Origin of the sequence: Streptomyces sp. CBMA152 (assembly GCF_014596475.1) — a bacterium.
In the GTDB taxonomy this organism is placed as follows: Bacteria; Actinomycetota; Actinomycetes; order Streptomycetales; family Streptomycetaceae; genus Streptomyces.
The window spans coordinates 589,776-613,293 of record NZ_MECJ01000028.1 but is presented as its reverse complement, the minus strand read 5'-3'; the positions used below and the strand labels follow the sequence as shown (position 1 = coordinate 613,293).

The following is a 23,518-nucleotide window of genomic DNA, read 5'->3' as shown; positions in this document are numbered from 1 at the left end:
GGACCTACGCGCCCCGCCCTGTGTGCCGTGTCCGGCCGCCTGCCGTATCTGACAGGGTGTCAGGTGTTCAGGAGTTGAGATAGGTCAGCACCGCGAGTACCCGCCGGTGATCCCCGTCACTCGGGGAGAGCCCGAGCTTCAGGAAGATGTTGCTCACGTGCTTCTCCACCGCGCCGTCGCTGACCACCAGCTGCCGCGCGATCGCGGAATTCGTGCGTCCCTCGGCCATCAGCCCGAGGACCTCGCGCTCGCGCGGCGTGAGCCCGGCCAGTACATGCTGCTTGCGGCTGCGGCCGAGCAGCTGGGCCACCACCTCGGGGTCCAGCGCGGTGCCGCCCTGCGCGACCCGGACCACGGCGTCCACGAACTCCCTGACCTCGGCCACCCGGTCCTTGAGCAGATAACCCACCCCGCGACTGGAACCGGCCAGCAGTTCGGTGGCGTACCGCTCCTCCACGTACTGCGACAGCACCAGCACCCCGACCCCCGGGTACAGCTTCCGCAGCAGCACCGCGGCCCGTACGCCCTCGTCGGTGTGGGTCGGCGGCATCCGTACGTCCGCGACCACCACATCCGGCAGCGCGCCCTCGTCGGCGAGCTCGCCCACGGTCTTGACCAGCGCGTCTCCATCGCCGACCCCGGCGACCACATCGTGGCCCCGGTCGGTCAGGAGCCGGGTCAGGCCCTCCCGAAGCAGCACTGAATCCTCGGCGATGACGACCCGCACCCTGTCCTCCACGATCTGCAGCCCCCCGGCTCGGTGTTGCTCGGCTGTGCACTCCCTGTGGTTGTGCACACCCCAGCATCCCAGCATCCGGACCGGGCCGGGTGAAATCCAGCCCTGGGGAGCGGCGGGGTTCGGGAGCTCGATGCCCGCGTACCCCGGCGGGGGCTCGCGCCGGAGCCCCCGCAGACCTCTGGAAAGTTGTTTGGAAAGGCGTTGCTACGGCCGCCGGGAAATCGTTCCTACGCGCGCCACGGCAGCTCCGCCGTGATCGCGGTCGGGCCGCCGGGGGGCGAGTCGACGACGAGGATGCCGTCCACCGCGTCCAGCCGCTCGGCCAGGCCCGCGAGGCCCGAGCCGCCGTCGACCGCCGCGCCGCCCCGCCCGTTGTCCGTGACCTGGAGCATCAGCCGGTCCTGCGCCCGCCACACATCGACGATGGCCCGGTTCGCCCCGCTGTGCTTGCTGACGTTCTGCAGCAGCTCGGAGACGGTGAAGTACGCGATGCCCTCGATCGCCGGCACCGGCCGACCCGGCAGATCCACCTCCACCTGCACCGGAACGGTGCAGCGGGAGGCGACGGAGGAGAGGGCCGCGTCCAGGCCCCGGTCGGTGAGGACGGCCGGGTGGATGCCCCGGGCCAGGTCGCGCAGCTCCTGGAGCGCCACCTTCACCTCGCCGTGCGCCTCGTCCACCATCTTCGCCGCGGCCTGCGGGTCCTCGATCAGCTTCTCCTTCGCGAGACCGAGATCCATGGCGAGGGCGACGAGCCGGGCCTGGGCCCCGTCGTGCAGATCCCGCTCGATGCGCCGCAGATCGGCCGCCGAGGTGTCCACGACCACGCCCCGGTCCGACTCCAGCTCCACCACCCGCTCCTCAAGGCGCGACGGCCCGAGCAGCCCGACGACCAGGCCCCGGTCCACATGCGCGAGCCCCCGGATCAGCCACGGCACGGCCAGCGTCACGGCGAGCCCCACGATCGAGGTCAGCGTGATCTCGAACGGCGAGTCCAGATAGAAGTTGTGCGTCCCGTCGCCGTAGAGCTGGATGCCGTCGTGCCCGGTGTACGTCGGGAACACCCACTGCCACAGCGGATACGTCAGCAGCGCCCAGCCGTACACCCACAGCGACAGCGAGACGACGAAGGCGAACACCGCCCACGGGAAGTGGAACAGCGAGTACAGCAGGTGGCGCCAGGACACGCCGCTCTTCAGGACGGCCCCGATCCACCCCATCGGCCCGCCCTTGGAGCGGATCGGCTGCGGCGCTGCGACGTCCACGCCGAGCAGCGCCCGCGCCCGGGTCCGCTCCATCGAGCCGAACGCCCGGCACGCGACGAGCCCGCCCGCGAGCACCGGAATCCCGAGGAACGTGATCAGCAGCCCCGCGCCCAGCGACACGATGGCGACCGCCCAGGTGAACATCACGATGCTGATCGGCAGGCTGAGCAGCAGATAGCCGAACTCACGGAAGGTCCGGGCCTCCAGCGGCGCGCGCAGCGCCGACGGAAGGAAGTGCCGCCGAGTCGGCCGCCGCCCGTAGTCCGTGTCCATGATCATCGGTCCGTCCGTTCCGTCTCTGACGCTGTTGTACGCGGGGGATGCGTACGGGGGGGCGTACGTGGTGGGGCGTGCGTGGTGCGTTGTACGGGGTGACCGCGCTGTCGTACGTATCCAGACTGCTGCCTGCGGCGGATCCGGACCATGGAGCCGGTCACCGTGTACGACCGGGGGTTTTCCCTACCCCCGCCGACCGCGTGGCCCCGAGGCCTTACTCCTTCGGCCCCCGCGCGCGCCAGGGCAGCTCGGCCGTGACGATCGTCGGGCCGCCCACCGGCGAGTCGAGCACGAACAGCCCGTCCACCGCGCCGAGGCGTTCGGCGAGGCCCGCCATGCCCGTACCGCCGTCGAGCCGCGCGCCCCCGCGCCCGTCGTCCTCGACCTGGATGAGCAGCCGGTCGCCCGACCGCCACACCTCGACCGACGCGGACTTCGCGCCGCTGTGCTTGCTGACGTTCTGGAGCAGCTCGGAGACGGTGAAGTAGGCGATGCCCTCGATGGCGGCCGCCGGGCGTTCCTTCACGTCGCACATGACCCGCACCGGGACGGTGCAGCGGGAGGCGACGGAGGAGAGCGCGGCGTCCAGGCCGCGGTCGGTGAGGACGGCAGGGTGGATGCCCCGGGCCAGGTCGCGCAGTTCCTGGAGGGCGAGTTTGACCTCGCCGTGGGCCTCGTCGACCATCGCGGCCGCCGTGTCCGGGTCCTCCAGGAGCTTCTCCTTGGCGAGGCCGAGCCCCATGGCGAGGGCGACGAGCCGGGCCTGGGCGCCGTCGTGCAGATCGCGTTCGATCCGGCGCAGATCGGCGGCCGCCGTGTCCACGACCACCCCGCGGTCCGACTCCAGTTCGGCGATCCGCCGCTCCAGATCGTCCGAGGGCGAGAGCAGCCCGCGCACCATCATCCGGTCGACATTGGTGAGCCCCCGGGCGATGAGCCCGAGGAACGGCCAGGCCACGAAGAACGCGGTGAGCGTGACCCCGAACGTCAGCACGCCCCACGGCAGCCGGATGAACTCGTACAGAACATTCCGCCAGCCGACCGGGTCCTTCAGACTCGCCCACAGCCAGCGCAGCCCGCCGCCGCGCCCGCCCGGCCGCAACCCGCCCGCCGGGATCGGCGTGGGCTCCTCGATCCGTACGCCGAGCAGCGCGCGCGCCCGCGCGCGCTCCAGCTTGCCCAACTGCCGCGCGCCGACCAGACCGACCGCGAGCAGCGGCAGGCCGATCACGGTGACGGAGAGCCCGGCGCCGGTGAAGACGAGCACGACGACATAGACGAAGCCGATGAGCGCCATCGGCAGATTGGCGAGGAGATGCGCGATCTCCTTCCAGGTGTACGCGTCGTACGCGAACCGCACGGGGGGCGGGGTGCCGTCGTCCGCCTCGTGTCCCTGGTCGTACGCCTGGTCGTGCGGCCTCTCGGGCCGTCGGCCGGGTCGCTGCTCGTCGCGGAAGGTGCTGGTCATGGGGCCAAGCCTGCCGGGCCGCCGGGCCGGGCGCCATGGGGTAGGTATGCGCGTTCTCCTGGGGAAAACCCCACCACCGGGCGCGGGGCGTGTGCGGATCGCGAGCGCCCGCGCGTGGGTCCGGGCCCGTACGCCGTCATGATCAGGACACGGCCCCGGTCGTCTTCCGGACACCCGCCGGGACGCCGCCGTGCGGGCGCCAGGTGTGCAACCTGGATGAGACACCTGCTTACCGTGCCCTTAGCAGGGCCTAGACTCCCGTGCGTACAGATCGTCGAACACACTGCAACGAGGTCAGGGAGCGAGGGGCGGACGTGCCGGAACCGACCGTGACCCAGCTGTCGGCGGGCTACTTCCACAGCTATTCCGTCGTCGGACTGCTCGCCATTGTCGGCGTGCTCTTCGTCGCGGTGGCCTTCGGAGCCGGGCGGTTGCTGCGGCCCGTGGTCCCGACACCGGAGAAACTGCTCACGTACGAGTGCGGGGTGGACCCCGTCGGCGAGGGCTGGGCGCACACGCAGGTGCGCTACTACGTCTACGCCTTCCTGTACGTGATCTTCGCCGTCGACTCGATCTTCCTCTTCCCGTGGGCGACGGTCTTCGCCGCCCCCGGATACGGCGCGGCCACGCTGGTCGAGATGTTCATCTTCCTCGGCTTCCTGGCCGTGGGACTGCTCTACGCATGGAAGAAGGGCGTCCTCGAATGGACGTGACGACTCCGGATCCCCAGTTCCTGCCCACGCCGACCGTGGCCGAAAACGGTTCCTCCGCGGGTGTTTCTGCGGGCGGACAGGGTCAGCGCCTGGGCGTGCTCTCCCGGTTGGCCCCCGAGCCGATGAAGGTGGTCCTCAACTGGGGCCGCCGCTACAGCCTCTGGGTGTTCAACTTCGGACTCGCGTGCTGCGCCATCGAGTTCATCGCGGCCTCGATGGCCCGCCACGACTTCATCCGGCTCGGCGTGATCCCCTTCGCGCCCGGCCCGCGCCAGGCCGACCTCATGATCGTCTCCGGCACGGTGACGGACAAGATGGCACCGGCCGTGAAGCGCCTGTACGAGCAGATGCCCGAGCCGAAGTACGTCATCTCCTTCGGCGCCTGCTCCAACTGCGGCGGCCCGTACTGGGACTCGTACTCGGTGACCAAGGGCGTCGACCAGATCATCCCGGTCGACGTGTACGTCCCCGGCTGCCCGCCCCGCCCCGAGGCGCTCCTCCAGGGCATCCTCAAGCTCCAGGAGAAGATCGCCCACGAGTCGCTCGGCGAGCGTTACAGCACGACGGCGACGACGGCGCAGCTGACGAGCGGCCTGGTCAAGGCTCCGACGGCACCGGGCGCTGCCTCCGGCGCCGAGGCCGGTGGGGCTTCGGACGGCTCCGACGGTTCGGGCGACACGCCGACGCCGGGGGACGCGCAGTGACCACGACCGCGTACGACCGTCTGCCGGACGCCGTCACGGAGATCTTCGGCGAGGAGGCCACCGCCGAGGAGGCGTACGGCCTGCTCACGGTCGACGTCCCGGTCGGCTCCTGGATCGCCGCGCTGGAGATCGCACGCGACAAGCTGGGCTGCACGTACTTCGACTGGCTGAGCGCGGTCGACGAGCCCGGCACCGGCTTCCGCGTCTGCGCCCACGTCGTCGCGCTTGAGGGCCGCCGGGTGCGCCGCCTCCTCGTCCGTACGACCGTGCCGCACACCGCACCCGTCCTCGCCTCCGCCGTCGACGTCTACGCGGGCGCGGCCTGGCACGAGCGCGAGACCCACGAGATGTTCGGCGTGGACTTCGAGGGCCACCCCAACCTGATCCCCCTTCTCCTCCCCGAGGGCTTCGAAGGCCACCCGCTGCGCAAGGACTTCGTCCTCGCGGCGCGGGTCGCGAAGGCGTGGCCGGGCGCGAAGGAGCCGGGGGAGTCGGACCACGGCGGCCCCAAGCGCCGCCAGATGCTCCCGCCGGGCGTCCCGGACCCGAACGAGTGGGGCCCGCTGAAGGGCCAGCTCCCCCCGGCCCCCACCCGCACGCCCCGAGCAGCGGGCGACCGCCCGGCCCGCACCCCGCGCGCCGCGGGCGACCGCCCGGTCCGCCGCACCCGCACGGTCGCGGAGGGCTCGGCGTCGCAGGCGGCCCCGGTGTCCGAGGCGGCCCCGGAGGCGGCGACTCCGCCGGTGGCGGACGCACCTGCCCCGTCGCCGCGCCGCACACGCAGCGCGTCGGAGGGCTCGGCCTCGCAGACCACGGAAGCCGGTGCGCCGGCCGCCCCGGAAGCCGGGGCACCACCGCGTACCCCGCGCCGCAGCCGCAGTGCCGCCGACGGCTCGGCCTCCCAGGCGCAGCCGCCCGCGAGCCCGGAAGCCACCCCTCCGCCGCGCACCCGCAGTACGGACGCGCCCTGGAACAACCCCCGCCCGGCGTTCGACGAGCCCGCGGAGCCTCCGGCCACCCCGAGCCCGACGGACACCGAGACCGGCACCGGGCCCGAGGTCAAACCGGCTCGACCCGACGGCCCCGCAGAGCCGACCACTTCGGCCGATGCCAAGCCCGAGGCCAAGCCCGAGCCCGACGCCAAGCCCAAGGCCGACCCCGACGACCACGACACCCCCGCCGGAGGCGAAACCGCGTGAACGACGCACTCGACGTCGCCCTCCGGCTCCTCGTCGTCTTCGGCGTGTTCCTCGTCCTGCCCCTCGTCATCGGACAGACCGAGCACAAGGTCATGGCCCATATGCAGGGCCGCCTCGGCCCGATGTACGCCGGTGGCTTCCACGGCTGGGCCCAGCTCGTCGCGGACGGCGTGAAGTTCGCGCAGAAGGAGGACGTGGTCCCGGCCGACGCCGACCGCCGCGTCTTCCAGCTCGCCCCCGCCGTCGCCCTGCTCCCGTACCTCCTCGTCCTGGTCGCGATCCCCGTCGGCCCGAGCGAGGGCGCGGTCGGCCAGGTGGTCGACGCGGGCATCTTCTTCGTACTCGCCGTCATGGGCGTCGGCGTGCTCGGCTCGCTGATGGCGGGCTGGGCCTCGGCCAACAAGTTCTCCCTCCTCGGCGGACTGCGCACCGCCGCCCAGCTCCTCGCGTACGAGCTGCCGATGCTGCTCGCCGCCGCCTCCGTGGCGATGGCGGCCGGTACGGTCTCGCTGCCCGGCATCCTCAACGCCTTCGAGTGGTGGTGGCTGCCCTGGCAGATCGTCGGCGCCCTGGTCTTCTTCGTGGCCGGCCTCGCCGAACTCCAGCGCCCGCCCTTCGACATGCCGGTCGCCGACTCCGAGATCATCTTCGGCGCGTACACCGAGTACACGGGCCTGCGCTTCGCCCTCTTCCTGCTCGCCGAGTACGCCGGGATCGTCGTCCTGTGCGGCCTCACCACCGTCCTGTTCCTGGGCGGCTGGCACGGCCCCTTCGGCGCCGACGGGCTCGGCTGGGTGTGGACGCTCCTCAAGACCGCGGTCCTCGCCTTCATCGTCATCTGGCTGCGTGTCAGTTACCCCCGGCTCCGCGAGGACCAGTTGCAGAAACTCGCCTGGACCACGCTCATCCCCCTCGCTCTCGCGCAGATCGCGCTCACCGGCATCGTGAAGGTGGCGATCAGCTGATGGCTGCAAACCCTGCGAACGCGGCGAACACCGCGAACCCGGCGGACCTCCCGCCCGCCCGCTCCCGGTTCCCCGGCTCCGGCCTCGCCAAGGGCCTGGCCGTGACGCTCCGCACGATGACCAAGAAGACGGTCACCGCGCAGTACCCGGACGTCCAGCCCGAACTCCCGCCCCGCAGCCGGGGCGTGATCGGCCTGTTCGAGGAGAACTGCACGGTCTGCATGCTCTGCGCCCGTGAGTGCCCCGACTGGTGCATCTACATCGACTCCCACAAGGAGACGGTCCCGGCGGCGGTCGAAGGCGGCCGCGAGCGCAGCCGCAACGTCCTCGACCGCTTCGCCATCGACTTCTCGCTCTGCATGTACTGCGGTATCTGCATCGAGGTGTGTCCTTTCGACGCGCTGTTCTGGTCGCCCGAGTTCGAGTACGCGGAGACGGACATCCACGAACTCACCCACGAGCGCGACAAGCTCCGCGACTGGATGTGGACGGTCCCGGCCCCGCCCGCGCTCGACCCGGCGGCGGAAGAGCCGAAGGAGGTCGCGTCGGCCCGCAAGACGGCGGAGAAGCTCGCCGCAGCGGCCGAGGCAGCCGCGACCACCGAACCCGCCGCTTCCCCCGAGGCAGCTGCCGGGGCCGCCGCCCCCGAGCCCAAGACCGCCGAGCCCAAGGCCACTGAGCCCGAGGAGGGCCAGGCATGATGCTCCTCGCGCAGGGTCCGCACGCCGTGCACCACGGCTTTCTCTCCCCGACCGGGGTCGAGATCGCCTTCCTCCTCGTCGGCGCCGTGACCTTCGGCGCGGCCGTCCTCACGGTCACGACGAAGCAGCTGGTGCACGCCGCCCTCTGGCTGGTCGTGGCGCTCGGCGGCATCGCCGTCGAGTACCTCCTGCTCACCGCCGAGTTCATCGCGTGGGTGCAGGTCCTCATCTATGTCGGTTCCGTCGTGGTCCTCCTCCTGTTCGGGCTGATGCTGACCAGGGCCCCGATCGGCCGCTCCCCGGACGCCGACTCGGGCAACCGGTGGGCCGCCCTCGCCGTCGCCCTCGCCGCCGCCGGCTCGCTGCTCTGGGTCGTCCTGGACGCCTTCCGGACGACCTGGATCAACGTCGACGGCCCCGGCCAGGGCTCGACCAAGGTCACCGGCTCGATCCTGTTCCGGCACTGGGTGCTGCCGTTCGAAGCGCTCTCGGTCCTCCTTCTCGCCGCACTCGTCGGCGCCATCGTCATGTCCCGCAAGAGCGACGACGACGCCCCCAGAGACGAGGAGCAGCGCTGATGCACCTGATCTATCCGGCCGCTCTCGCCGTCCTCCTCTTCTGCACCGGTGTGTACGGGGTGCTCGCGCGCCGCAACGCGATCCTGGTCCTGATGTCCGTCGAGCTGATGCTCAACGCCGTCAACCTCAACCTCGTCGCCTTCGACGTATGGCTGCGCGACACCCTGCACGCCGGCCAGGCGCTCACCCTGTTCACGATCGCCATCGCCGCCGCCGAGATCGGCATCGGCCTGGCGATCGTGCTGGCCGTGTACCGCAACCGCGGCACCGCGGACATCGACAAGCTCCGTGACACGGCCGAGGGCTCCGGCCCCGACGACCCCGCCGCCCCGGCACAGAAGGCTGAGGCCGCCGCGTGACCACCACGACCCTCGCCGTCCTCGTCCCCCTCCTTCCGTTCCTGGGCGCCGCGGCCGGACTCCTGCTCGGCCGCACCGCTCCCGGTTACGTACGCCCGCTGGCCGTACTGCCGACGCTGGCCGCGTTCGTCCTGGCCGTCGTCGTCGCCGTGGACCAGGGCGGCGGCAAGTCGATCGACGCCTCCCGGCGGCTCACCCCGACCGGGTCCGTCCCGATCGACCTGGACCTGCACCTCGACGGCTTCGCCGTCCTCGTCGCGGTCCTGGTCGGCCTGGTGGCGACCTGCGTGCAGCTGTACTCCACCGGGTATCTGCGCGACGACCCGCGCTACCCCTCGTACGCCGCTCTCGTCTCCCTGTTCACCTCCGCGATGCTGCTCGTCGTCTACTCCGGCGACCTGATGGTGCTCCTGGTCGGCTGGGAGATCATGGGCATCTGCTCGTACTTCCTGGTCGGCCACTACTGGGAGACCCCCGAGGCCCGTGCCGCCTCGCTGAAGGCCTTCCTGGTCACCAAGCTCGGTGACGTCCCCTTCCTGATCGGTCTGTTCGCGCTGGCCACGGACGCCGGAACGTTCCGCATCACCGGGGTCGTCCAGGCCGCCCTCACCGGCGGGATCGACCACCCCACGCTGATCGCCCTGCTGCTCCTGGCCGGTGTGGCGGGCAAGTCCGCGCAGTTCCCGCTGCACACCTGGCTGCCCGACGCGATGGCGGGCCCGACCCCCGTCTCCGCGCTGATCCACGCCGCGACGATGGTCGCCGCCGGTATCTACTTCGTGGCCCGCCTCCTCCCCGTCTTCGCGGCCTCCGCCGCCGCGCTGACCGTGCTCGCCGTGATGGCCGCCGTCACGATGGTCGGCTCCGCGCTCGCCGCCCTCGCGCAGGACGACATCAAGCGCGTCCTCGCCTACTCGACCATCGGTCAGCTCGGCTATATGTCGGGCGCCCTGGCCGTCGGCGACCGCGGTGCCGCCGTCTTCCACCTCCTCTCGCACGGCGCCTTCAAGGCGCTGCTGTTCCTCGCGGCCGGCGTGATCATCCACGCCGCCGGCACCAACTCCCTGGCCGCCATGTCCCGTATGGACGGCCTCGCCAAGCGCATCCCCGACGCGTACTGGACGATGACCGTCGCCCTGCTCGCGCTCGCCGCGATCCCTCCCTTCGCCGGCTTCTTCTCCAAGGAAGCCGTCCTGTCGGCCGCCGAGCACACCGCCCTCGGGGACAGCACGGTCGCCCCGGAGGCCACCGGCTGGATCGTGCTGCTCGCCGGTCTGCTGACCGCCCTGCTCACCGCCGCGTACGCCACGCGCCTGTGGCTGATGGCCTTCCGGGGCAAGGGCTCACCCGCCCCGGACCACGGCCGCCAGCCCCTCGCCATGAACGCCGTGCTCTGGGTCCTGGCCATCCCGTCGCTCGCCTTCGGTCTCACCACCGGCTACATCGACGACTGGTTCGACGGCCACGCGCTCACCCCGGCCCTGACCACGTCGGTCCTGTCGACCGGCGTCGCCCTGGTCGGCGGGCTCGTCACCTACGCCACCTGGCGGCACACCAGCACCCTGGCCGCCCGCACCCCGCTCGGTGCGGTCGCCGCCCACCCGGAGGCGGACGGAGGGCTCGTCGAGGAAGCGGCCATCGCCAGCCACACCCCGGCGTACGGCGACATTGCCTCGGCTCCCGACCCCGCCGACCCGGGACGGCTGCTGCTCGGCCCGCTGCACCGCCACGCGGCCACCGGCTTCCACCTCGACGCGGTCTACCGGACGCTCTTCGTCCGCCCCGTGCTCGCCGCCGCCGCGCTGGTCCGCTTCCTGGACCGCGAGGTCGTCGACACCTACGTACAGGGCGCGGGCGCCCTTCCCCGCTGGCTGGGCGCGGCCGTCCGCAAGGCCCAGACCGGCAATGTGCAGACCTATCTCAGCGCGCTGCTCGCCGGCTCCGCCGTCCTGGCGCTCGTCGCCGTCGTCCTTGCCAACGTCAACGCCGGATCGTGAGCCGTGATTGATATCAGCGCGTCCGTGATGCAGTTCCTTCTCGCGTTCCTCGTGGTCGGCCCGCTCCTCGGCGCGGTCGCGGCGCTCCTGCCCGCCCCGCCCGGGCTGAAGGGGAAGTCCCCCGACCAGGCCGTGCTCCGCCACGGCGTGACCGTCACCGGCGCGATCCTGCTCGCGGCGATCGTCCTCGCGCTCGGCTTCGACCGCGACCACCCGTCGACGATGCAGGCCACGACGGACATCAAGTGGATCCCCACGCTGAACGTGCGCATCCACCTCGGCATCGACGGCATCTCGCTCCCCCTTCTCGTCCTGACCGCGCTGCTGACCTTCCTCTGCGCGCTGTACAGCTACTTCAAGATGCCCGCGGGCCCGTCCCCGAAGGCGTTCGTCGCTCTCCTGCTCGTCCTGGAGTCCGGCACCCTCGCCACCTTCGCCGTCCTCGACCTGCTGCTCTTCTTCCTCGCGTTCGAGATGGTGCTCATCCCGATGTACTTCCTCATCGCCCGCTGGGGCGGTGAGCAACGGCAGGCCGCCGCCTGGAAGTTCATCCTCTACACCCTGCTCGGTTCCGTCGTCATGCTGCTCGGCCTGCTGCTGATCGGGCTGAAGACCGGCACCTTCGACATGGTGGCACTCGCCACTGACAACGGCCGGGGGATGACCACATCCGTGCAGGTCATCGCCGTTTTGGCGATCGGGATCGGGCTCGCCGTGAAGACCCCGATGTGGCCGCTGCACAGCTGGCTCCCGGACGCCCACACCGCCGCGCCGACCGTCGGCTCGGTGCTGCTGGCCGGCGTGCTGCTGAAGATGGGTACGTACGGGTTCGTCCGCATCGTGCTGCCCATCGCGCCTGAGGGAATGCACCGGTTCGCCCCGTATCTGGCGGCCTTCGCGGTCGCCGGGATCATCTACGGTTCGCTGGCCTGCCTGGCGCTGGCCAAGCGGGGCAACAAGGGCGACCTGAAGCGCCTCATCGCGTACTCCTCCGTCGGCCACATGGGCTTCGTGCTCCTCGGCATCGCGAGCATGACCCCCACCGGCGTCAACGGCGCGCTCTTCGCGAACATCGCCCACGGCCTGATCACCGGCCTGCTGTTCTTCCTGGTCGGCGCCCTCAAGGACCGCTACGGCACCGCCGACCTGGACACCCTCTCCGGCGCGACCGGCGCCGCGCTCTACGGCCGGGCCCCGCGCCTGGGCGGCCTGGTCGCCTTCGCGGCCGTCGCCTCGCTCGGACTGCCCGGACTGGCCGGGTTCTGGGGCGAGATGCTGTCGATGTTCGGCGCGTTCAACCCCGCCGACGGTCTGAGCCGCCCCGCGTTCGTCACGTTCATGTCGATCGCGGCCGTCGGCACGCTGCTCACCGCCGCGTATCTGCTCGTCGTCGTGCGCCGTGTCTGCATGGGCACGCCGGGCACCCAGCCGCAGGAGCCGCGGCTCGTCGACGTCCAGGGGTACGAAGTCGCCTCCTGGAGCCCGCTCGTCGCCCTCACCGTCCTCGCCGGCCTCTGGCCCGCGGTCCTCCTCGGCCTCACCGATCCGGCCGTCCACAAGCTCCTCGCAGGAGGCAAGTCGTGACCGTGGCCGCCGTAAGCGCCGCATCCGTCACCGGCGCCGCGGGCGTCGTCCAGTCCGTCGACTGGGTCGCGATCGCCCCGCCGGTGATCACCGCGGCCGTCGCGCTGATCGTGCTGGTCGCCGACCTGTTCGTGCCCAAGAGCCGCAAGCCGCTGCTCGGCTGGGGCGCGGTCGCGGGGCTCGTCGCCGCGCTGCTCTTCCTGATCCCGCTGCACAAGTCGACGCGCTCGACCTTCTGCCTCACCACCAACCCGGAGGCGTGCAGCTACACCGTCGACCGCTTCACGCTGGTGCTCCAGTTCATCGTGCTCGGCGGCGCCCTGCTGACCGCGCTGCTGTCGATGACGGAGACCAAGGAGAAGCTGCCCGCGGGCGAGTTCTGGTTCCTGCTGCTCTCCTCGGCGGCCGGCGCCGCCCTGCTGCCCGCCTCGCGCGACCTGGCGACCCTGGTGGTCGCCCTGGAGGTCGCCTCGCTGCCGGCCTTCGCGCTCGTCGGCCTCAAGAGGGGCGACCGGCTGTCCTCCGAGGCGGCTCTGAAGTTCTTCCTCTCCTCGGTCACCGCGACCGCCGTGATGCTCCTCGGCGTCAGCTTCGTGTACGCGGCGACCGGCACCCTGCACCTCAACGAGATCGCCAACCGCCTCGCCGACGTGCCCTTCCAGCTGGACACGCTCGCCCAGACGGGCGTCGCGCTCACCCTGGTGGGCTTCGCCTTCAAGACGGCCGCCGTGCCCTTCCACTTCTGGGTGCCCGACACCTACGTAGGCGCGCCGTTGCCTGTCGCCGCCTACTTGTCGGTGGTCGGCAAGGCGGTCGGCTTCTCCGGCCTCATCCTGGTGACCGTCATCGCCTTCCCCGCGTACGCGGACGTGTGGGGTCCGGCCCTCGCGGTCGTGGCCGCCCTGACGATGACCATCGGCAATGTGGCGGCGCTGCGGCAGTCGGCCACGCGCGCGTACAGCGCGATCCGGCTGCTCGCCTGGTCCTCGGTGGGCCAGGCCGGCTACCTCCTCGTGCCGATCGCGGCGGCCGCGTACTCCAGCGACGCCCAGGTCGGCGCCACCGTCGCGTACGCCCTGATGTACGCCGTGGTGAACCTCGGCGCGTTCGCGGTGGCCGCGCTGGTCGCCCGTACGCGGCCGCTGAACCGTCTCTCCGACTACCGGGGCCTGTACGCCGAGCGGCCGTTCGCCGCGCTCGCGCTGGGCTTCTTCCTGCTCTGCCTGGCCGGTCTGCCGCCGGGCATCATCGGCCTGTTCGCCAAGGTGACCGTCTTCTCGGCGGCGGTGGACGCGGGCCTGGGCTGGCTGGCGGTCGTCATGGCGTTCAACGTCGTGATCGCCCTGTACTACTACCTGCGGTGGACGGCGGTGCTGTTCCGCGAACCGGAGGCGGTCGTCGAGGCCGAGGGGACCGAGGGGACCGAGGAGGCGGCTGTGACACTCGCACCGCGCCCGGCGCGTCCCGGCGTCCCGGCCCCGCTCACCGTCGCCATCGTGCTGACGGCCGTCGCGGGCGTCGCCCTGTCGGGCATGCCCCAGGTGGCCCTGCACTTCGCGTCGATCAGCCTCTTCTGAGCACCCGCTTCCGAACACCTGCTTCTGAGCACCCTTTTCGACGCACTCGGTCGGCCTCTTACGAGGGGCCGACTACGCCGATCGGCCCCTCCGTACGCACCGGGTTTGAACTCGGGCACCCGAACAAGGCACTGTCGTACGCGCGTACGTGTACGCACGCGTGCCCGGACGCCGACGGTGTCCGTACGGGCAGCCGGACATCACCAAGGAGCGACAGCAGTGCTGAGCGGGTTCAAGGACTTCATCCTTCGCGGGAACATCGTGACGATGGCCGTCGGTCTGGCCGTCGGATCGGCGTTCACCGCCGTGGTCACCGGCTTCAGTACCGCCTTCATCACCCCGCTCATCGGCCTCGCCACCCGCTCCAGCGGCGACTTCAGCACGGCGACCTTCAAGGCCGAGGGCGTGGTATTTCCCTACGGGAAATTCATCGCCGCCGCCATCGCCTTCCTGATCACCGCCGCGGTGCTCTACTTCCTCGTCGTCGTCCCGATGATGAAGGTCCAGGCGCGGCTCGACCGCGACAAGCCGGTCGACATCAAGGCCGCCCTGCGCGACTGCCCCCGCTGCTACACCCAGGTGCCCGGTATCGCCACCCGCTGCGCGCACTGCACCAGCGAGCTGGAGCCCGACCCGAAGGCCCTTGAACTGGCCGGACTGCCCGCGCAGCGCTGACGCCACCCGTACGGCCGAGCCGCCCTCCAGCGCGCACAAGGGAACCAGCGCCGCCCGTCTGGCGTTGACCAGTACGGGAGCGTCCACTGGAAAGTGGAAGGACCATCAGGCAAAGGGTTCCCCTGCCGCACCACTTGGAGGGCGTACCGTGCACCGCCGGCACAACGGGTTGAGGACTGCCGTTCTTCTCGGAGGACTGTCCGCGCTCATCATCGTCATCGGCAGCTTCTTCGGGCGTACGGGGCTGATCGTCGCGCTGCTCGTGGCGCTGGGCACCAACGCCTACGCGTACTGGAACAGCGACAAACTGGCGCTGCGGGCCATGCGCGCCCGCCCGGTCAGTGAATTCGAGGCCCCGGCGCTCTACCGGATGGTCCGCGAGCTCTCGACCGCCGCGCGCCAGCCCATGCCGCGCCTGTACATCTCGCCGACCCAGGCGCCGAACGCCTTCGCGACCGGCCGCAACCCGCGCAACGCGGCCGTGTGCTGCACCGAGGGGATCCTGCAGATCCTCGACGAGCGCGAGCTGCGCGGGGTGATCGGCCATGAGCTGAGCCATGTCTACAACCGCGACATCCTGATCTCGTCGGTCGCCGGAGCGCTCGCCTCCGTGATCATGTTCCTGGTGAACTTCGCCTGGCTGATCCCGGTGGGCCGCTCCAACGACGACGAGGGCCCGGGTATCGTCGGCATGCTCCTGATCATGATCCTGGGGCCGCTCGCGGCGTCCGTCATCCAGCTGGCGATCAGCCGTTCGCGCGAGTACGAGGCGGACGCGTCCGGCGCCCAGCTCACCGGCGACCCGCTGGCCCTGGCGAGCGCTCTGCGCAAGCTCGACGCGGGCACCAAGCAGCTCCCGCTGCCGCCCGAGCCCAGGATCGAGACGGCGAGCCACATGATGATCGCCAACCCCTTCCGCCCGGGCCAGGGTGTCTCCAAGATGTTCTCGACACACCCGCCGATGGCGGAGCGCATCGCCCGACTCGAACAGATGGCAGGCCGCCCGTGAAAACAATCCTGAACGTCATCTGGCTGGTGCTGTGCGGCTTCTGGATGTTCCTGGCCTATGTGCTCGCGGGTGTCCTGCTGTGCGTCACCATCATCGGCATCCCGTTCGGCCTGGCCGCCTTCCGCATCGGGCTGTACGCGCTCTGGCCGTTCGGCTACACGGTCGTGGAGCGGCCCGACGCGGGTGCCGCGTCCTGCATCGGCAATGTGCTCTGGCTGATCCTGGCGGGCTGGTGGCTGGCCATCGGCCACATCGTCACGGGCTTCATGCTCTGCCTCACGATCATCGGAATCCCGCTGGGCATCGCGAACTTCAAGCTGATCCCGGTCTCGCTGCTCCCGCTGGGCAAGCAGATCGTGCCGACCGACCAGCCGTTCTACCAGTAGCCGAACCGAGGGCCGAGAGGTCGCGGCCCGGTCGGCGCCCGGTCACCAACGGGTCGGCAGGCGGGAGTTATCCACAGGCTGGGGCGGCTCCGAGCGGGATGTCGGTGACGTGGCCCACCATGGAGCCATGACCGAGAACGAGAAGATGTCCCGGCCGTTCCCTGCGGGGTGCCACGCCCGGATACGCCGAGCACGCCGAATATGAGGCCGCGCCCCGCCGTGTGACGGGCGGTTCGCAGATGACCGGGCCGACCACCCGACGGGTGGGCCCGCGTCGACCGCCCTGCCGTGTGATGGATGGTTCGCAGGGGCCGCACCGACCGTCGACCGTCCCGACCGGTGGGCCCGCGCCTCAGCGCCGCGGCATGGCGTACGCGACCGCTCCCACGGCCAGCACCGCGCTGCCCGCCACCACCGACGACGGCGGTAGCGCGAAGGCCAGGAGCAGGCATCCGGCCAGCCCGCAGGTCGGCAGCAGGCGCCCGGCGCGGCCCGAACCGAGCGTCCAGGCCGACGCGTTGGCGATCGCGTAATAGACCAGCACACCGAACGACGAGAAGCCGATCGCCCCGCGCAGATCGGTTGTCGCCGCCAGTACCGCCACGACCAGGCCCACCGCGACCTCCGCCCGGTGCGGCACCCGGAACCGGGGGTGCACGGCGGCCAGCGTGCCCGGCAGATGGCCGTCACGGGCCATCGCGAGCACCGTGCGCGATACACCCAGAACGAGCGCGAGCAGGGACCCGAGCGCCGCGACCGCCGCCCCCGCCCGCACCACCGGCACCAGCGCCGGCACGCCCGCCGCCCGTACCGCGTCGGCGAGCGGCGCCGTCGCCCGACCCAGCCCCTCCGCGCCCAGAACGGAAAGGACAGCCACCGCGACACAGACATAGACGGCCAGCGCGATGCCCAGCGCCAGAGGAACGGCGCGCGGGATCGTCCGGGCCGGATCGCGCACCTCCTCACCGAGCGTCGCGATCCGGGCGTACCCGGCGAACGCGAAGAACAGCAGCCCCGCCGCCTGGAGCAGCCCCGCGCCGCCTCCGGACAGCCCGACGCCCAGGTGCCCGGCGCCGGACGAGCCCAGACAGACCGCGACCACCGAGGCGAGGACCGCGAGCACCACCGCCACGATCGCCCGCGTCAGCCACGCCGACTTCTGAACACCCCCGTAATTCACGGCGGTCAGCACCACGACGGCCGCCACCGCCACCGGCCGCGCCTGCCCCGGCCAGACGTAGGCGCCCACGGTCAGAGCCATCGCCGCACACGAGGAGGTCTTGCCGACGACGAAGCCCCAGCCCGCCAGCCAGCCCCAGAACGGCCCCAGCCGCTCCCGCCCGTACACATAGGTGCCACCGGACGCGGGATAGCGGGCGGCGAGCCGCGCCGAGGACATGGCGTTGCAGTACGCCACGGCCGCGGCCAGCGCCAGGGCGGGCAGCAGCCCGGTCCCGGCCGCACCGGCCGCCGGGGCGAGCGCGGCGAAAATACCCGCCCCGACCATCGACCCGAGGCCGATGACCACGGCGTCGAACACGCCGAGTGTGCGGCGCAGCTCCTGTGTCATGGGCCGCACCTTAGTTACCTGCGCAACCGTGCAAGGGACGCGGAACGTCTTCCGGAACGACACCAATGAAAGGCAGGTTCAGGACATGGGCATCGTGAGCTGGATCATCCTCGGCCTGCTCGCCGGAGCAATCGCCAAGATTCTGCTCCCCGGGCGCGATCCGGGCGGCCTGATCGGTACGACCGTCATAGGCATAGCGGGCGCGTTCGTCGGCGGCTGGATCTCGTCGCGCTGGCTGGACCGACCCATCGCCAACCACTTCTACGACGGCGCCACTTGGGCGTCGGCCATCGGCGGCTCGCTCGTGCTGCTGATCGTCTACCGGATACTTTTCGGCAACTCGCGCGAGCGCCGCTGAGGCTGCCGACTCGCTCGACGCGCCCGTCAGCTCAGGCCGGTCTCGCGGAGCGTCAGGTTGAGGCGGCCGGTGGGCAGGCCGGTGGCCGGTCCGCCCGTGCCGGGCAGGACCTTCGGTACGCCGTGATAGGCGAAGCGCGATGGGCCGCCGAAGACGAAGAGGTCGCCCGACGCCAGCTCCACGTCGGTGTAGGGGCGGCCCCGGTCCTCGGTGTTGCCGAACCGGAAGACGCAGCTGTCGCCGATGCTGAGGGAGACCACGGGCGCGCCGGACCGCTCGTCCTTGTCCTGGTGCATGCCCATCCGCGCGTCGCCGTCGTAGAAGTTGATCAGCGCGGTGTCGGGGGAGTAGCCGTCCCCGGCGGCGGGGTCGTCGTACGCGTCGGCCAGCGCGGCGCGTCCCAGCGCGGCGAGCCAGTCGGGGAACTCGGCGACGGGCAGGCCGTTCACGTCGTCGGCGGTGCGGGTGTACCGGTAGGGCTGCCAGTGCCAGCCGACGCACACCGTCTGCACGGACATGACACCGCCGCCCGGTAGCCGGGTGTGCCGAATGGGTACGGGCCCGCGCGCCCACTCCCGGCAGGCCGCCACCACCTCGCGCTGGCGGTCCGGCGGGAGCCACCCCGGCACATGCACGGCGCCGGGTGCGACGACGGCGCGCGGCCGGGGAAACAGCGTGTCGCTCACCCGGCAGCGCGCCCGCCGTCGCCCGTCACCGCGCCGTCGGTGGCCAGCGCGCCTTCGAGCCGCAGCAGCTGCTCCTTGCGCTCCAGCCCGCCCGCGTAGCCCTTGAGGGTGCCGTCGGAGCCGATGACGCGGTGGCAGGGGCGTACGACCAGCAGGGGGTTGCGTCCGATGGCGGTGCCGATCGCGCGCACCTTCACCGAGGAGGCGCCGAGGCGGCGGGCGATCTCCCCGTACGAGGTGGTGGCCCCGTACGGGATCGCGTCGAGTTCCGCCCAGACCTGCCGCTGGAAGTCGGTGCCCGTACCGGGCGCGTACGGGATGTCGAAGCGGGTCAGCTCGCCTGCGAAGTACGCCCGCAGTTGGCGGACGATCTCCTCGAAGGCCTCTGGCGCCCGCCGCCACTCGTCCCGGACGGCGGCGCCGCCCTTCTGGCCGGGCATGGACAGCGAGACCAGAGCGGTCCCGCCCGGGGCGGCGGGGGCTTCCTCACCGACGAGAAGCAGTTCGCCCAGGGGGCTGTCGAGGGTCGCGTAGACGGTCATCGCACGTTCCTTTCCTTGCGTACGAGATCGAGTCTGCGACCCCCGCCCGTGCCGTGCTGGCGGAAATCGGACAGCGCGTCCGAGGGGTCAGCGGTAGTTCACGAACTGCAGCGCGAAGTCGAAGTCCTGGCCCTTGAGCAGGGTCTGGACGGCCTGGAGGTTGTCGCGGCTCTTGGAGGTGACGCGCAGCTCCTCGCCCTGGACCTGGGCCTTGACGCCCTTGGGGCCCTCGTCACGGATGACCTTGGCGACCTTCTTGGCGTTCTCCTGGGAGATGCCCTCCTGGATGGTCGCGAAGATCTTGTACTCCTTGCCGGACAGCTGCGGCTCGCCGGCGTCCAGCGCCTTGAGCGAGATCCCGCGCTTGACCAGCTTGGACTGGAAGACGTCGAGGATCGCGGTGACGCGGTCCTCGGAGTTGGCCTCCATCAGGATCTTCTCGCCGGACCAGGCGATCGACGCGCCCACGTTCTTGAAGTCGTAGCGCTGCGAGATCTCCTTCGCGGCCTGGTTGAGGGCGTTGTCGACCTCCTGCCGCTCGACCTTCGAGACGATGTCGAAACTGGAGTCGGCCATGTCCTGTGGCTCCTTGTATCGGGTGCGTGGGGGTACGGCCTCGCTGCCGGACCTACTGCCCCAAAGCCTAGCCACCCGTGCCCGCGCGAAGCGCTGATCAATCGGGTGGCGAAGCACCCCTGGGCATCAGGTATCGTTTACGTCGTTGCCAGGGAGCACCGCGAAAACGGTGATCCACACGGCGACATCCCATGGCGGTGTGCCCGAGTGGCCAATGGGAGCGGACTGTAAATCCGTCGGCTTAGCCTACCCAGGTTCGAATCCTGGCGCCGCCACGCGATGTGAGACCCCTGTTGATCTGCGGAAACGTAGATCGGCGGGGGTCTTCTCGTTGTCCGGGTGCGATCTTTCGATCCGAGTCGAAGATGAGTGGCCTGTCTCACTTTTGCCGGCCCGGATCCGGGGCCTGACCAGGGCGTGCGGGCCAGGCACGGGCCTTGGCCACCCCATGGTGGTCGCTGCGGCGGGCGTCGCCTAGAGTCCTCGCGGCATGGCCCGAGGGCGGATCCAGGGTCGGGTGAGAGGGCACCACGTATGCGTACTCGAAGAACCGTGGCCATCGCGTCCGCCGCGCTCGGTCTCCTGCTTTCCGGATGCGGGGCTTCGGGCGGCGCCAAGGGCGCAGCCCCCAGAGACGTCGTAAAGCTCCTGTCCGGTGCGAGCAAGGAGCCCTACTCGGCTCGGTTGAGGACGGTTTCGTCCGAGGCCGGTGCACGGGTGTACCTGAGCCAGGGCCGCGCGAACTTCAACGCCCCGCTGACGGGACGGTTCGACGAGGAGACCAAGGCGTACGGGGGCGAAGAGGTGGTCGTGACGGACGCCCGCGTCTACCGCCGGCCCGCGCCTCGTGGCCGCGCGGGAGGCCCCTGGGAGTCGTTCGACGCTTCCACGGCCGAGGGCGGCATCCCCTTGAAGAATCTGCGCGGCTACGCACAACTGCTCGTCGACCACGGTGCCCGGCCTGTGGTGGCGGACGAGGAGGGCGTCGGGCCTGTGCAACTGCTGGCCGCCCGGATTCGGCCCGTCGATCTGAAGCCGGTGGACGCGGTCGCCGCAGGCAACCTCGACGGGGTCGGGGTGATCGACACCGAGGTCCGGCTCGACGACCAGGGGCGGGTCGTACGGGTTGAGCAAAAGTTCGTCGGCCCTCGTGGCGGCGCGACCATCCAAAGCACCGTCACGCTACGGGACTTCGAGCCGCCGGTGAAGGTCTCGGCTCCGGAGGCGAGTTGACCGATCCCCGGCGGAGGCGGTTGTTGCCCCACTGTCAGTGGAGCGGCCTGGGTTTCCGGCTCCCGGACCAATTCGCCGCCGCTCAGTCGTAGTCGGCTCTCCGCGGCGGGGCCGGCCACCCCGGCTCGGCATCGCATGTGTACACCCGTATCGGGCCGATGTGGAGTTCGTACGGGGTGCAGCAGTCGGCGCGGTCCCGCGGGAATCAGCAGACCCCGTTCGTCTGCCTTCCAGCCGCTGCGTCGTCGGGCGGGGCCGCGTTCGCGCTCGTCCGGGTACGGCACTTATGGCGCTCAAAAGGACGTGGGAGTGAAGAGCATCATCCGCCCCGGGAAGGCAACTTGATGGCACGGAAGAACCCTTCCCCGGGCCTTCGGGTAGCAAAGCGCTGGGTGGTGTGAGCGGCTATGCGCTGCCTTGAGTGAACGCAGTGGGTCAGGCCGGTGGATAAGGGATTCATCGGCAATGGTTCACTTATGCCGCAATCAACCATGAGTTCGATGGTTGCGTCAGGGTCGTGTACCGCTGAATCGGCATGAAAGTCTGTTACATGAAGTTCCCGCGCTCCGCAGCCGCTGTCGCAGCGGCCGTGTTGGCTCCCACTGTTTTTCTTGCGTCTCCGGCCTGGGCCAACGGCGCTCCGGCCGCTCCGTCAACTGCTCAATCGACTGAGCAGTCGACTGGTGAGAAGCCCACGGAAGCGAAGAAGCTCCCCGTTGTACCGATCAGCTTCACCGGTGACAAAAAGGTTGTGGCCGGACAGTGGCTGAAGGCCCGAATAGCCGTCACCAACCCGGACGACGCCCCACTCTCCGGCTTTGTCCTGGGCCTGACGGTCGGGTACAGCGGTAAGGCCCCCAAGAAGGGGGAGGTCGAGCTGGAGCGCCGTTCCCAGGACGGCTCGTGGCAGCCGCTCCCGCAGCCGCTCGACTACGCCGTAAACCACTTCGAGCTCGAAGTGCCGACGATCGAAAAGAGTGGCAGCGCGACCGTCGAACTGCGGCTGCGGCTCGCCGCACGCCTCATCTACCAGGACGGCAAGAACGGCTTCGTCTACCCGCATGTGGCCAAGCCGGACCCGAACCGCGAGGCCGACGAATATCCGTTCTTCTACTTCTGGCCCTCTCCCGCTACAGAGAAGAAGCCGGACACCGGAAAGCCCGACACCGGAAAGCCGGACACCAAGCCCGAGACGCCCAAGCCTGAGATCAGCAAGCCGTCGACGGCCAAGCCCGACAGCAAGCCCGCCGCAGGCCGTGAGAAGACCCCTGGCGGCTCGACCGGCAAGCCCGTTACCGCTACGCAGCCGACCGCGGCACACACCGGCTCGGAGCTCGCCGACACGGGTGCCGGTTCGCATCTCCCGTGGGTGGCCGGTGGCAGCGCGATCGCGCTGGCTGCCGGTGCGGGCCTGTTCGTGGCCACTCGGCGCCGTACCGGGCAGCACTGACGCGGCAACACGAAGTGCGGGAGCCGGACTGCCCACTTGGTGAACCCGTCGTGGGCGATGCCTCGGCGCTTGGGCCGCCCTTGTTCTGCGGAGATGCGGAGACCCGGAGCAGCGGAACACGGGCTATTCGTGGGACCGCAGAACCCGGGCGCCCGGCTCCCTCAGTTGCCCGCCACGTCCTTGACCGCCACCGTCACCGGGACCGAGCCGCTGATCAGTTCCAGGGTCAGGCCCGCCGTGGCGGGGGTGTCGAGGAGTTCGGCCAGGGTCGCGGCCACGTCGTCCCGGGGGATCGGGCCCCGGCCGGTCGCGGCGGCGAGGGTGACCAGGCCCTTGCCGGCGTCGTTGGTGAGCATTCCGGGGCGCAGGATCGTCCAGTCGAGGCCGGGGCGGGACCGTACCGCCTCGTCGGCCGAGCCTTTGGCGCGCAGGTACGCGTCGAAGACCTCGTCGCCCTCGTGGCGCGGGTCGGCGCCCATCGAGGACACGACGATGTAGCGGCGTACGCCCGCGCGCTCCGCCGCGTCGGCGAACAGGACCGCCGCCGCGCGGTCCACCGTCTCCTTGCGGGCCGCGTCGCTGCCCGGGCCCGCGCCCGCCGCGAACACCGCCGCGTCCGCGCCCTGAAGGGCCGCCGCGACCTCGTCGACGGACGCCGACTCCAGGTCGAGTACGACCGGCTCGGCGCCCGCTTTCTGCAGGTCGTCGGCCTGCTCGGGCTTGCGGATGATGCCTGCGACCTCGTCCCCGCGCGCCGCCAGCAGCCGTTCAAGGCGCAGCGCGATCTGACCGTGGCCTCCTGCGATGACAATGCGCATGCTCACGACCGTACGCCGGTGCGCCGCCTCGCGCGTCCCCGCGACCGGCCACGCGGGTGCGCCGCCCGGAGCCCGGCCCCGCGCCACCCT

Annotated in this window: 24 protein-coding genes and 1 tRNA gene; 17 read left to right on the top strand and 8 right to left on the bottom strand. The window is 70.9% G+C overall.

Translation table 11 applies throughout. The features are described from left to right. Positions 1-67 precede the first annotated feature (67 nt). From BG418_RS26375 to BG418_RS26365, 3 genes are all read right to left on the bottom strand, one after another. The gene (locus tag BG418_RS26375) at positions 68-727 is read right to left on the bottom strand and encodes a response regulator transcription factor (protein WP_317453767.1); all 660 of its coding nucleotides are present in this window, start codon (positions 725-727) and stop codon (positions 68-70) included. A 239-nt stretch (positions 728-966) separates the two neighbouring features. Beyond that, the gene (locus BG418_RS26370) at positions 967-2,277 is read right to left on the bottom strand and encodes a sensor histidine kinase (protein ID WP_399000429.1); all 1,311 of its coding nucleotides are present in this window, start codon (positions 2,275-2,277) and stop codon (positions 967-969) included. A 217-nt stretch (positions 2,278-2,494) separates the two neighbouring features. After that, positions 2,495-3,748: a sensor histidine kinase gene (locus BG418_RS26365; RefSeq protein ID WP_188276436.1), complete on the bottom strand. Its 1,254-nt coding sequence runs from the start codon at positions 3,746-3,748 to the stop codon at positions 2,495-2,497. 314 nt (positions 3,749-4,062) lie between these two features. Here BG418_RS26365 and BG418_RS26360 point away from each other — a divergent pair, with 314 nt between their 5' ends. The 13 genes from BG418_RS26360 (at position 4,063) to BG418_RS26300 (ending at position 16,195) form a co-directional block, all read left to right on the top strand. Next, the gene (locus BG418_RS26360; RefSeq protein WP_188276435.1) at positions 4,063-4,461 is read left to right on the top strand and encodes an NADH-quinone oxidoreductase subunit A; all 399 of its coding nucleotides are present in this window, start codon (positions 4,063-4,065) and stop codon (positions 4,459-4,461) included. After that, positions 4,452-5,165 (top strand): NADH-quinone oxidoreductase subunit B, encoded by a 714-nt coding sequence (locus BG418_RS26355; protein WP_188276434.1) that lies wholly within the window; start codon positions 4,452-4,454, stop codon positions 5,163-5,165. Before BG418_RS26360 ends, BG418_RS26355 begins: the two co-directional genes overlap by 10 nt. Beyond that, a complete protein-coding gene (locus BG418_RS26350; RefSeq protein WP_188276433.1) occupies positions 5,162-6,364 on the top strand; it encodes an NADH-quinone oxidoreductase subunit C in 1,203 nt (400 codons plus the stop codon). The genes BG418_RS26355 and BG418_RS26350 overlap by 4 nt, the downstream gene beginning before the upstream one ends. Continuing rightward, entirely contained in the window at positions 6,361-7,329 is a 969-nt protein-coding gene (locus BG418_RS26345) for a complex I subunit 1 family protein (RefSeq protein WP_188276432.1), read from the top strand. Before BG418_RS26350 ends, BG418_RS26345 begins: the two co-directional genes overlap by 4 nt. A 116-nt stretch (positions 7,330-7,445) precedes the next feature. Next, positions 7,446-8,030 (top strand): 4Fe-4S binding protein, encoded by a 585-nt coding sequence (locus tag BG418_RS26340; protein WP_188276597.1) that lies wholly within the window; start codon positions 7,446-7,448, stop codon positions 8,028-8,030. Further along, positions 8,027-8,608, top strand: a complete 582-nt coding sequence (locus BG418_RS26335; protein WP_188276431.1) for an NADH-quinone oxidoreductase subunit J — start codon at positions 8,027-8,029, stop codon at positions 8,606-8,608. The genes BG418_RS26340 and BG418_RS26335 overlap by 4 nt, the downstream gene beginning before the upstream one ends. Continuing rightward, complete coding sequence (gene nuoK, locus BG418_RS26330; RefSeq protein ID WP_188276430.1) at positions 8,608-8,967, top strand: NADH-quinone oxidoreductase subunit NuoK; 360 nt, start codon at positions 8,608-8,610, stop codon at positions 8,965-8,967. The genes BG418_RS26335 and nuoK overlap by 1 nt, the downstream gene beginning before the upstream one ends. After that, positions 8,964-10,964, top strand: coding sequence for an NADH-quinone oxidoreductase subunit L (locus tag BG418_RS26325; protein ID WP_188276429.1), 2,001 nt, complete (start codon positions 8,964-8,966; stop codon positions 10,962-10,964). The genes nuoK and BG418_RS26325 overlap by 4 nt, the downstream gene beginning before the upstream one ends. Before the next feature lie 27 nt (positions 10,965-10,991). Further along, a complete protein-coding gene (locus BG418_RS26320; protein ID WP_188276595.1) occupies positions 10,992-12,548 on the top strand; it encodes an NADH-quinone oxidoreductase subunit M in 1,557 nt (518 codons plus the stop codon). Next, positions 12,545-14,125 carry an NADH-quinone oxidoreductase subunit N gene (locus tag BG418_RS26315; protein WP_317453759.1) on the top strand — a complete coding sequence of 527 codons (1,581 nt, stop codon included), beginning with the start codon at positions 12,545-12,547 and terminating at the stop codon, positions 14,123-14,125. The genes BG418_RS26320 and BG418_RS26315 overlap by 4 nt, the downstream gene beginning before the upstream one ends. 219 nt (positions 14,126-14,344) lie before the next feature. After that, the gene (locus tag BG418_RS26310) at positions 14,345-14,800 is read left to right on the top strand and encodes an MscL family protein (protein WP_188276428.1); all 456 of its coding nucleotides are present in this window, start codon (positions 14,345-14,347) and stop codon (positions 14,798-14,800) included. 148 nt (positions 14,801-14,948) lie between these two features. Continuing rightward, a complete protein-coding gene (htpX, locus tag BG418_RS26305; protein ID WP_188276427.1) occupies positions 14,949-15,809 on the top strand; it encodes a zinc metalloprotease HtpX in 861 nt (286 codons plus the stop codon). Continuing rightward, positions 15,806-16,195, top strand: coding sequence for a YccF domain-containing protein (locus BG418_RS26300; protein WP_188276426.1), 390 nt, complete (start codon positions 15,806-15,808; stop codon positions 16,193-16,195). Before htpX ends, BG418_RS26300 begins: the two co-directional genes overlap by 4 nt. A gap of 352 nt (positions 16,196-16,547) precedes the next feature. Here the strand turns inward: BG418_RS26300 and BG418_RS26295 are convergent, their stop codons facing one another. Then, positions 16,548-17,765 carry an APC family permease gene (locus BG418_RS26295; protein ID WP_188276425.1) on the bottom strand — a complete coding sequence of 406 codons (1,218 nt, stop codon included), beginning with the start codon at positions 17,763-17,765 and terminating at the stop codon, positions 16,548-16,550. 85 nt (positions 17,766-17,850) lie between these two features. Between BG418_RS26295 and BG418_RS26290 the strand changes: the two genes are divergently transcribed. After that, complete coding sequence (locus BG418_RS26290) at positions 17,851-18,123, top strand: GlsB/YeaQ/YmgE family stress response membrane protein (protein WP_188276424.1); 273 nt, start codon at positions 17,851-17,853, stop codon at positions 18,121-18,123. Between the two features lie 26 nt (positions 18,124-18,149). On the opposite strand, the gene BG418_RS26285 is transcribed toward BG418_RS26290, so the two are convergent. From BG418_RS26285 to BG418_RS26275, 3 genes are all read right to left on the bottom strand, one after another. Next, entirely contained in the window at positions 18,150-18,809 is a 660-nt protein-coding gene (locus tag BG418_RS26285; protein ID WP_188276423.1) for an alpha-ketoglutarate-dependent dioxygenase AlkB, read from the bottom strand. Next, a complete protein-coding gene (locus BG418_RS26280; protein ID WP_188276422.1) occupies positions 18,806-19,351 on the bottom strand; it encodes a methylated-DNA--[protein]-cysteine S-methyltransferase in 546 nt (181 codons plus the stop codon). Before BG418_RS26280 ends, BG418_RS26285 begins: the two co-directional genes overlap by 4 nt. An 87-nt stretch (positions 19,352-19,438) precedes the next feature. After that, positions 19,439-19,927 carry a YajQ family cyclic di-GMP-binding protein gene (locus tag BG418_RS26275; RefSeq protein WP_188276421.1) on the bottom strand — a complete coding sequence of 163 codons (489 nt, stop codon included), beginning with the start codon at positions 19,925-19,927 and terminating at the stop codon, positions 19,439-19,441. 193 nt (positions 19,928-20,120) lie between these two features. Between BG418_RS26275 and BG418_RS26270 the strand changes: the two genes are divergently transcribed. From BG418_RS26270 to BG418_RS26260, 3 genes are all read left to right on the top strand, one after another. Then, a tRNA-Tyr gene (locus BG418_RS26270) sits at positions 20,121-20,202 on the top strand. 259 nt (positions 20,203-20,461) lie between these two features. Further along, the gene (locus BG418_RS26265) at positions 20,462-21,160 is read left to right on the top strand and encodes a hypothetical protein (protein WP_188276420.1); all 699 of its coding nucleotides are present in this window, start codon (positions 20,462-20,464) and stop codon (positions 21,158-21,160) included. 751 nt (positions 21,161-21,911) lie between these two features. Further along, positions 21,912-22,610, top strand: coding sequence for an LAETG motif-containing sortase-dependent surface protein (locus tag BG418_RS26260; RefSeq protein WP_188276419.1), 699 nt, complete (start codon positions 21,912-21,914; stop codon positions 22,608-22,610). A gap of 161 nt (positions 22,611-22,771) precedes the next feature. Here the strand turns inward: BG418_RS26260 and BG418_RS26255 are convergent, their stop codons facing one another. Beyond that, positions 22,772-23,428 (bottom strand): SDR family oxidoreductase, encoded by a 657-nt coding sequence (locus BG418_RS26255; protein WP_188276418.1) that lies wholly within the window; start codon positions 23,426-23,428, stop codon positions 22,772-22,774. Between the last annotated feature and the right edge of the window lie 90 nt (positions 23,429-23,518).

Coding starts and splice junctions, on each gene's coding strand:
- BG418_RS26370 (WP_399000429.1), bottom strand. CDS start 2,277: ATGGACACGGACTACGGGCGGCGGCCGACTCGGCGGCACTTCCTTCCG.
- BG418_RS26290 (WP_188276424.1), top strand. CDS start 17,851: ATGGGCATCGTGAGCTGGATCATCCTCGGCCTGCTCGCCGGAGCAATC.
- BG418_RS26320 (WP_188276595.1), top strand. CDS start 10,992: ATGCAGTTCCTTCTCGCGTTCCTCGTGGTCGGCCCGCTCCTCGGCGCG.
- BG418_RS26335 (WP_188276431.1), top strand. CDS start 8,027: ATGATGCTCCTCGCGCAGGGTCCGCACGCCGTGCACCACGGCTTTCTC.
- BG418_RS26355 (WP_188276434.1), top strand. CDS start 4,452: ATGGACGTGACGACTCCGGATCCCCAGTTCCTGCCCACGCCGACCGTG.
- BG418_RS26275 (WP_188276421.1), bottom strand. CDS start 19,927: ATGGCCGACTCCAGTTTCGACATCGTCTCGAAGGTCGAGCGGCAGGAG.
- BG418_RS26295 (WP_188276425.1), bottom strand. CDS start 17,765: ATGACACAGGAGCTGCGCCGCACACTCGGCGTGTTCGACGCCGTGGTC.
- BG418_RS26280 (WP_188276422.1), bottom strand. CDS start 19,351: ATGACCGTCTACGCGACCCTCGACAGCCCCCTGGGCGAACTGCTTCTC.
- BG418_RS26340 (WP_188276597.1), top strand. CDS start 7,446: ATGACCAAGAAGACGGTCACCGCGCAGTACCCGGACGTCCAGCCCGAA.
- BG418_RS26365 (WP_188276436.1), bottom strand. CDS start 3,748: ATGACCAGCACCTTCCGCGACGAGCAGCGACCCGGCCGACGGCCCGAG.
- BG418_RS26265 (WP_188276420.1), top strand. CDS start 20,462: ATGCGTACTCGAAGAACCGTGGCCATCGCGTCCGCCGCGCTCGGTCTC.
- BG418_RS26255 (WP_188276418.1), bottom strand. CDS start 23,428: ATGCGCATTGTCATCGCAGGAGGCCACGGTCAGATCGCGCTGCGCCTT.
- nuoK (WP_188276430.1), top strand. CDS start 8,608: ATGCACCTGATCTATCCGGCCGCTCTCGCCGTCCTCCTCTTCTGCACC.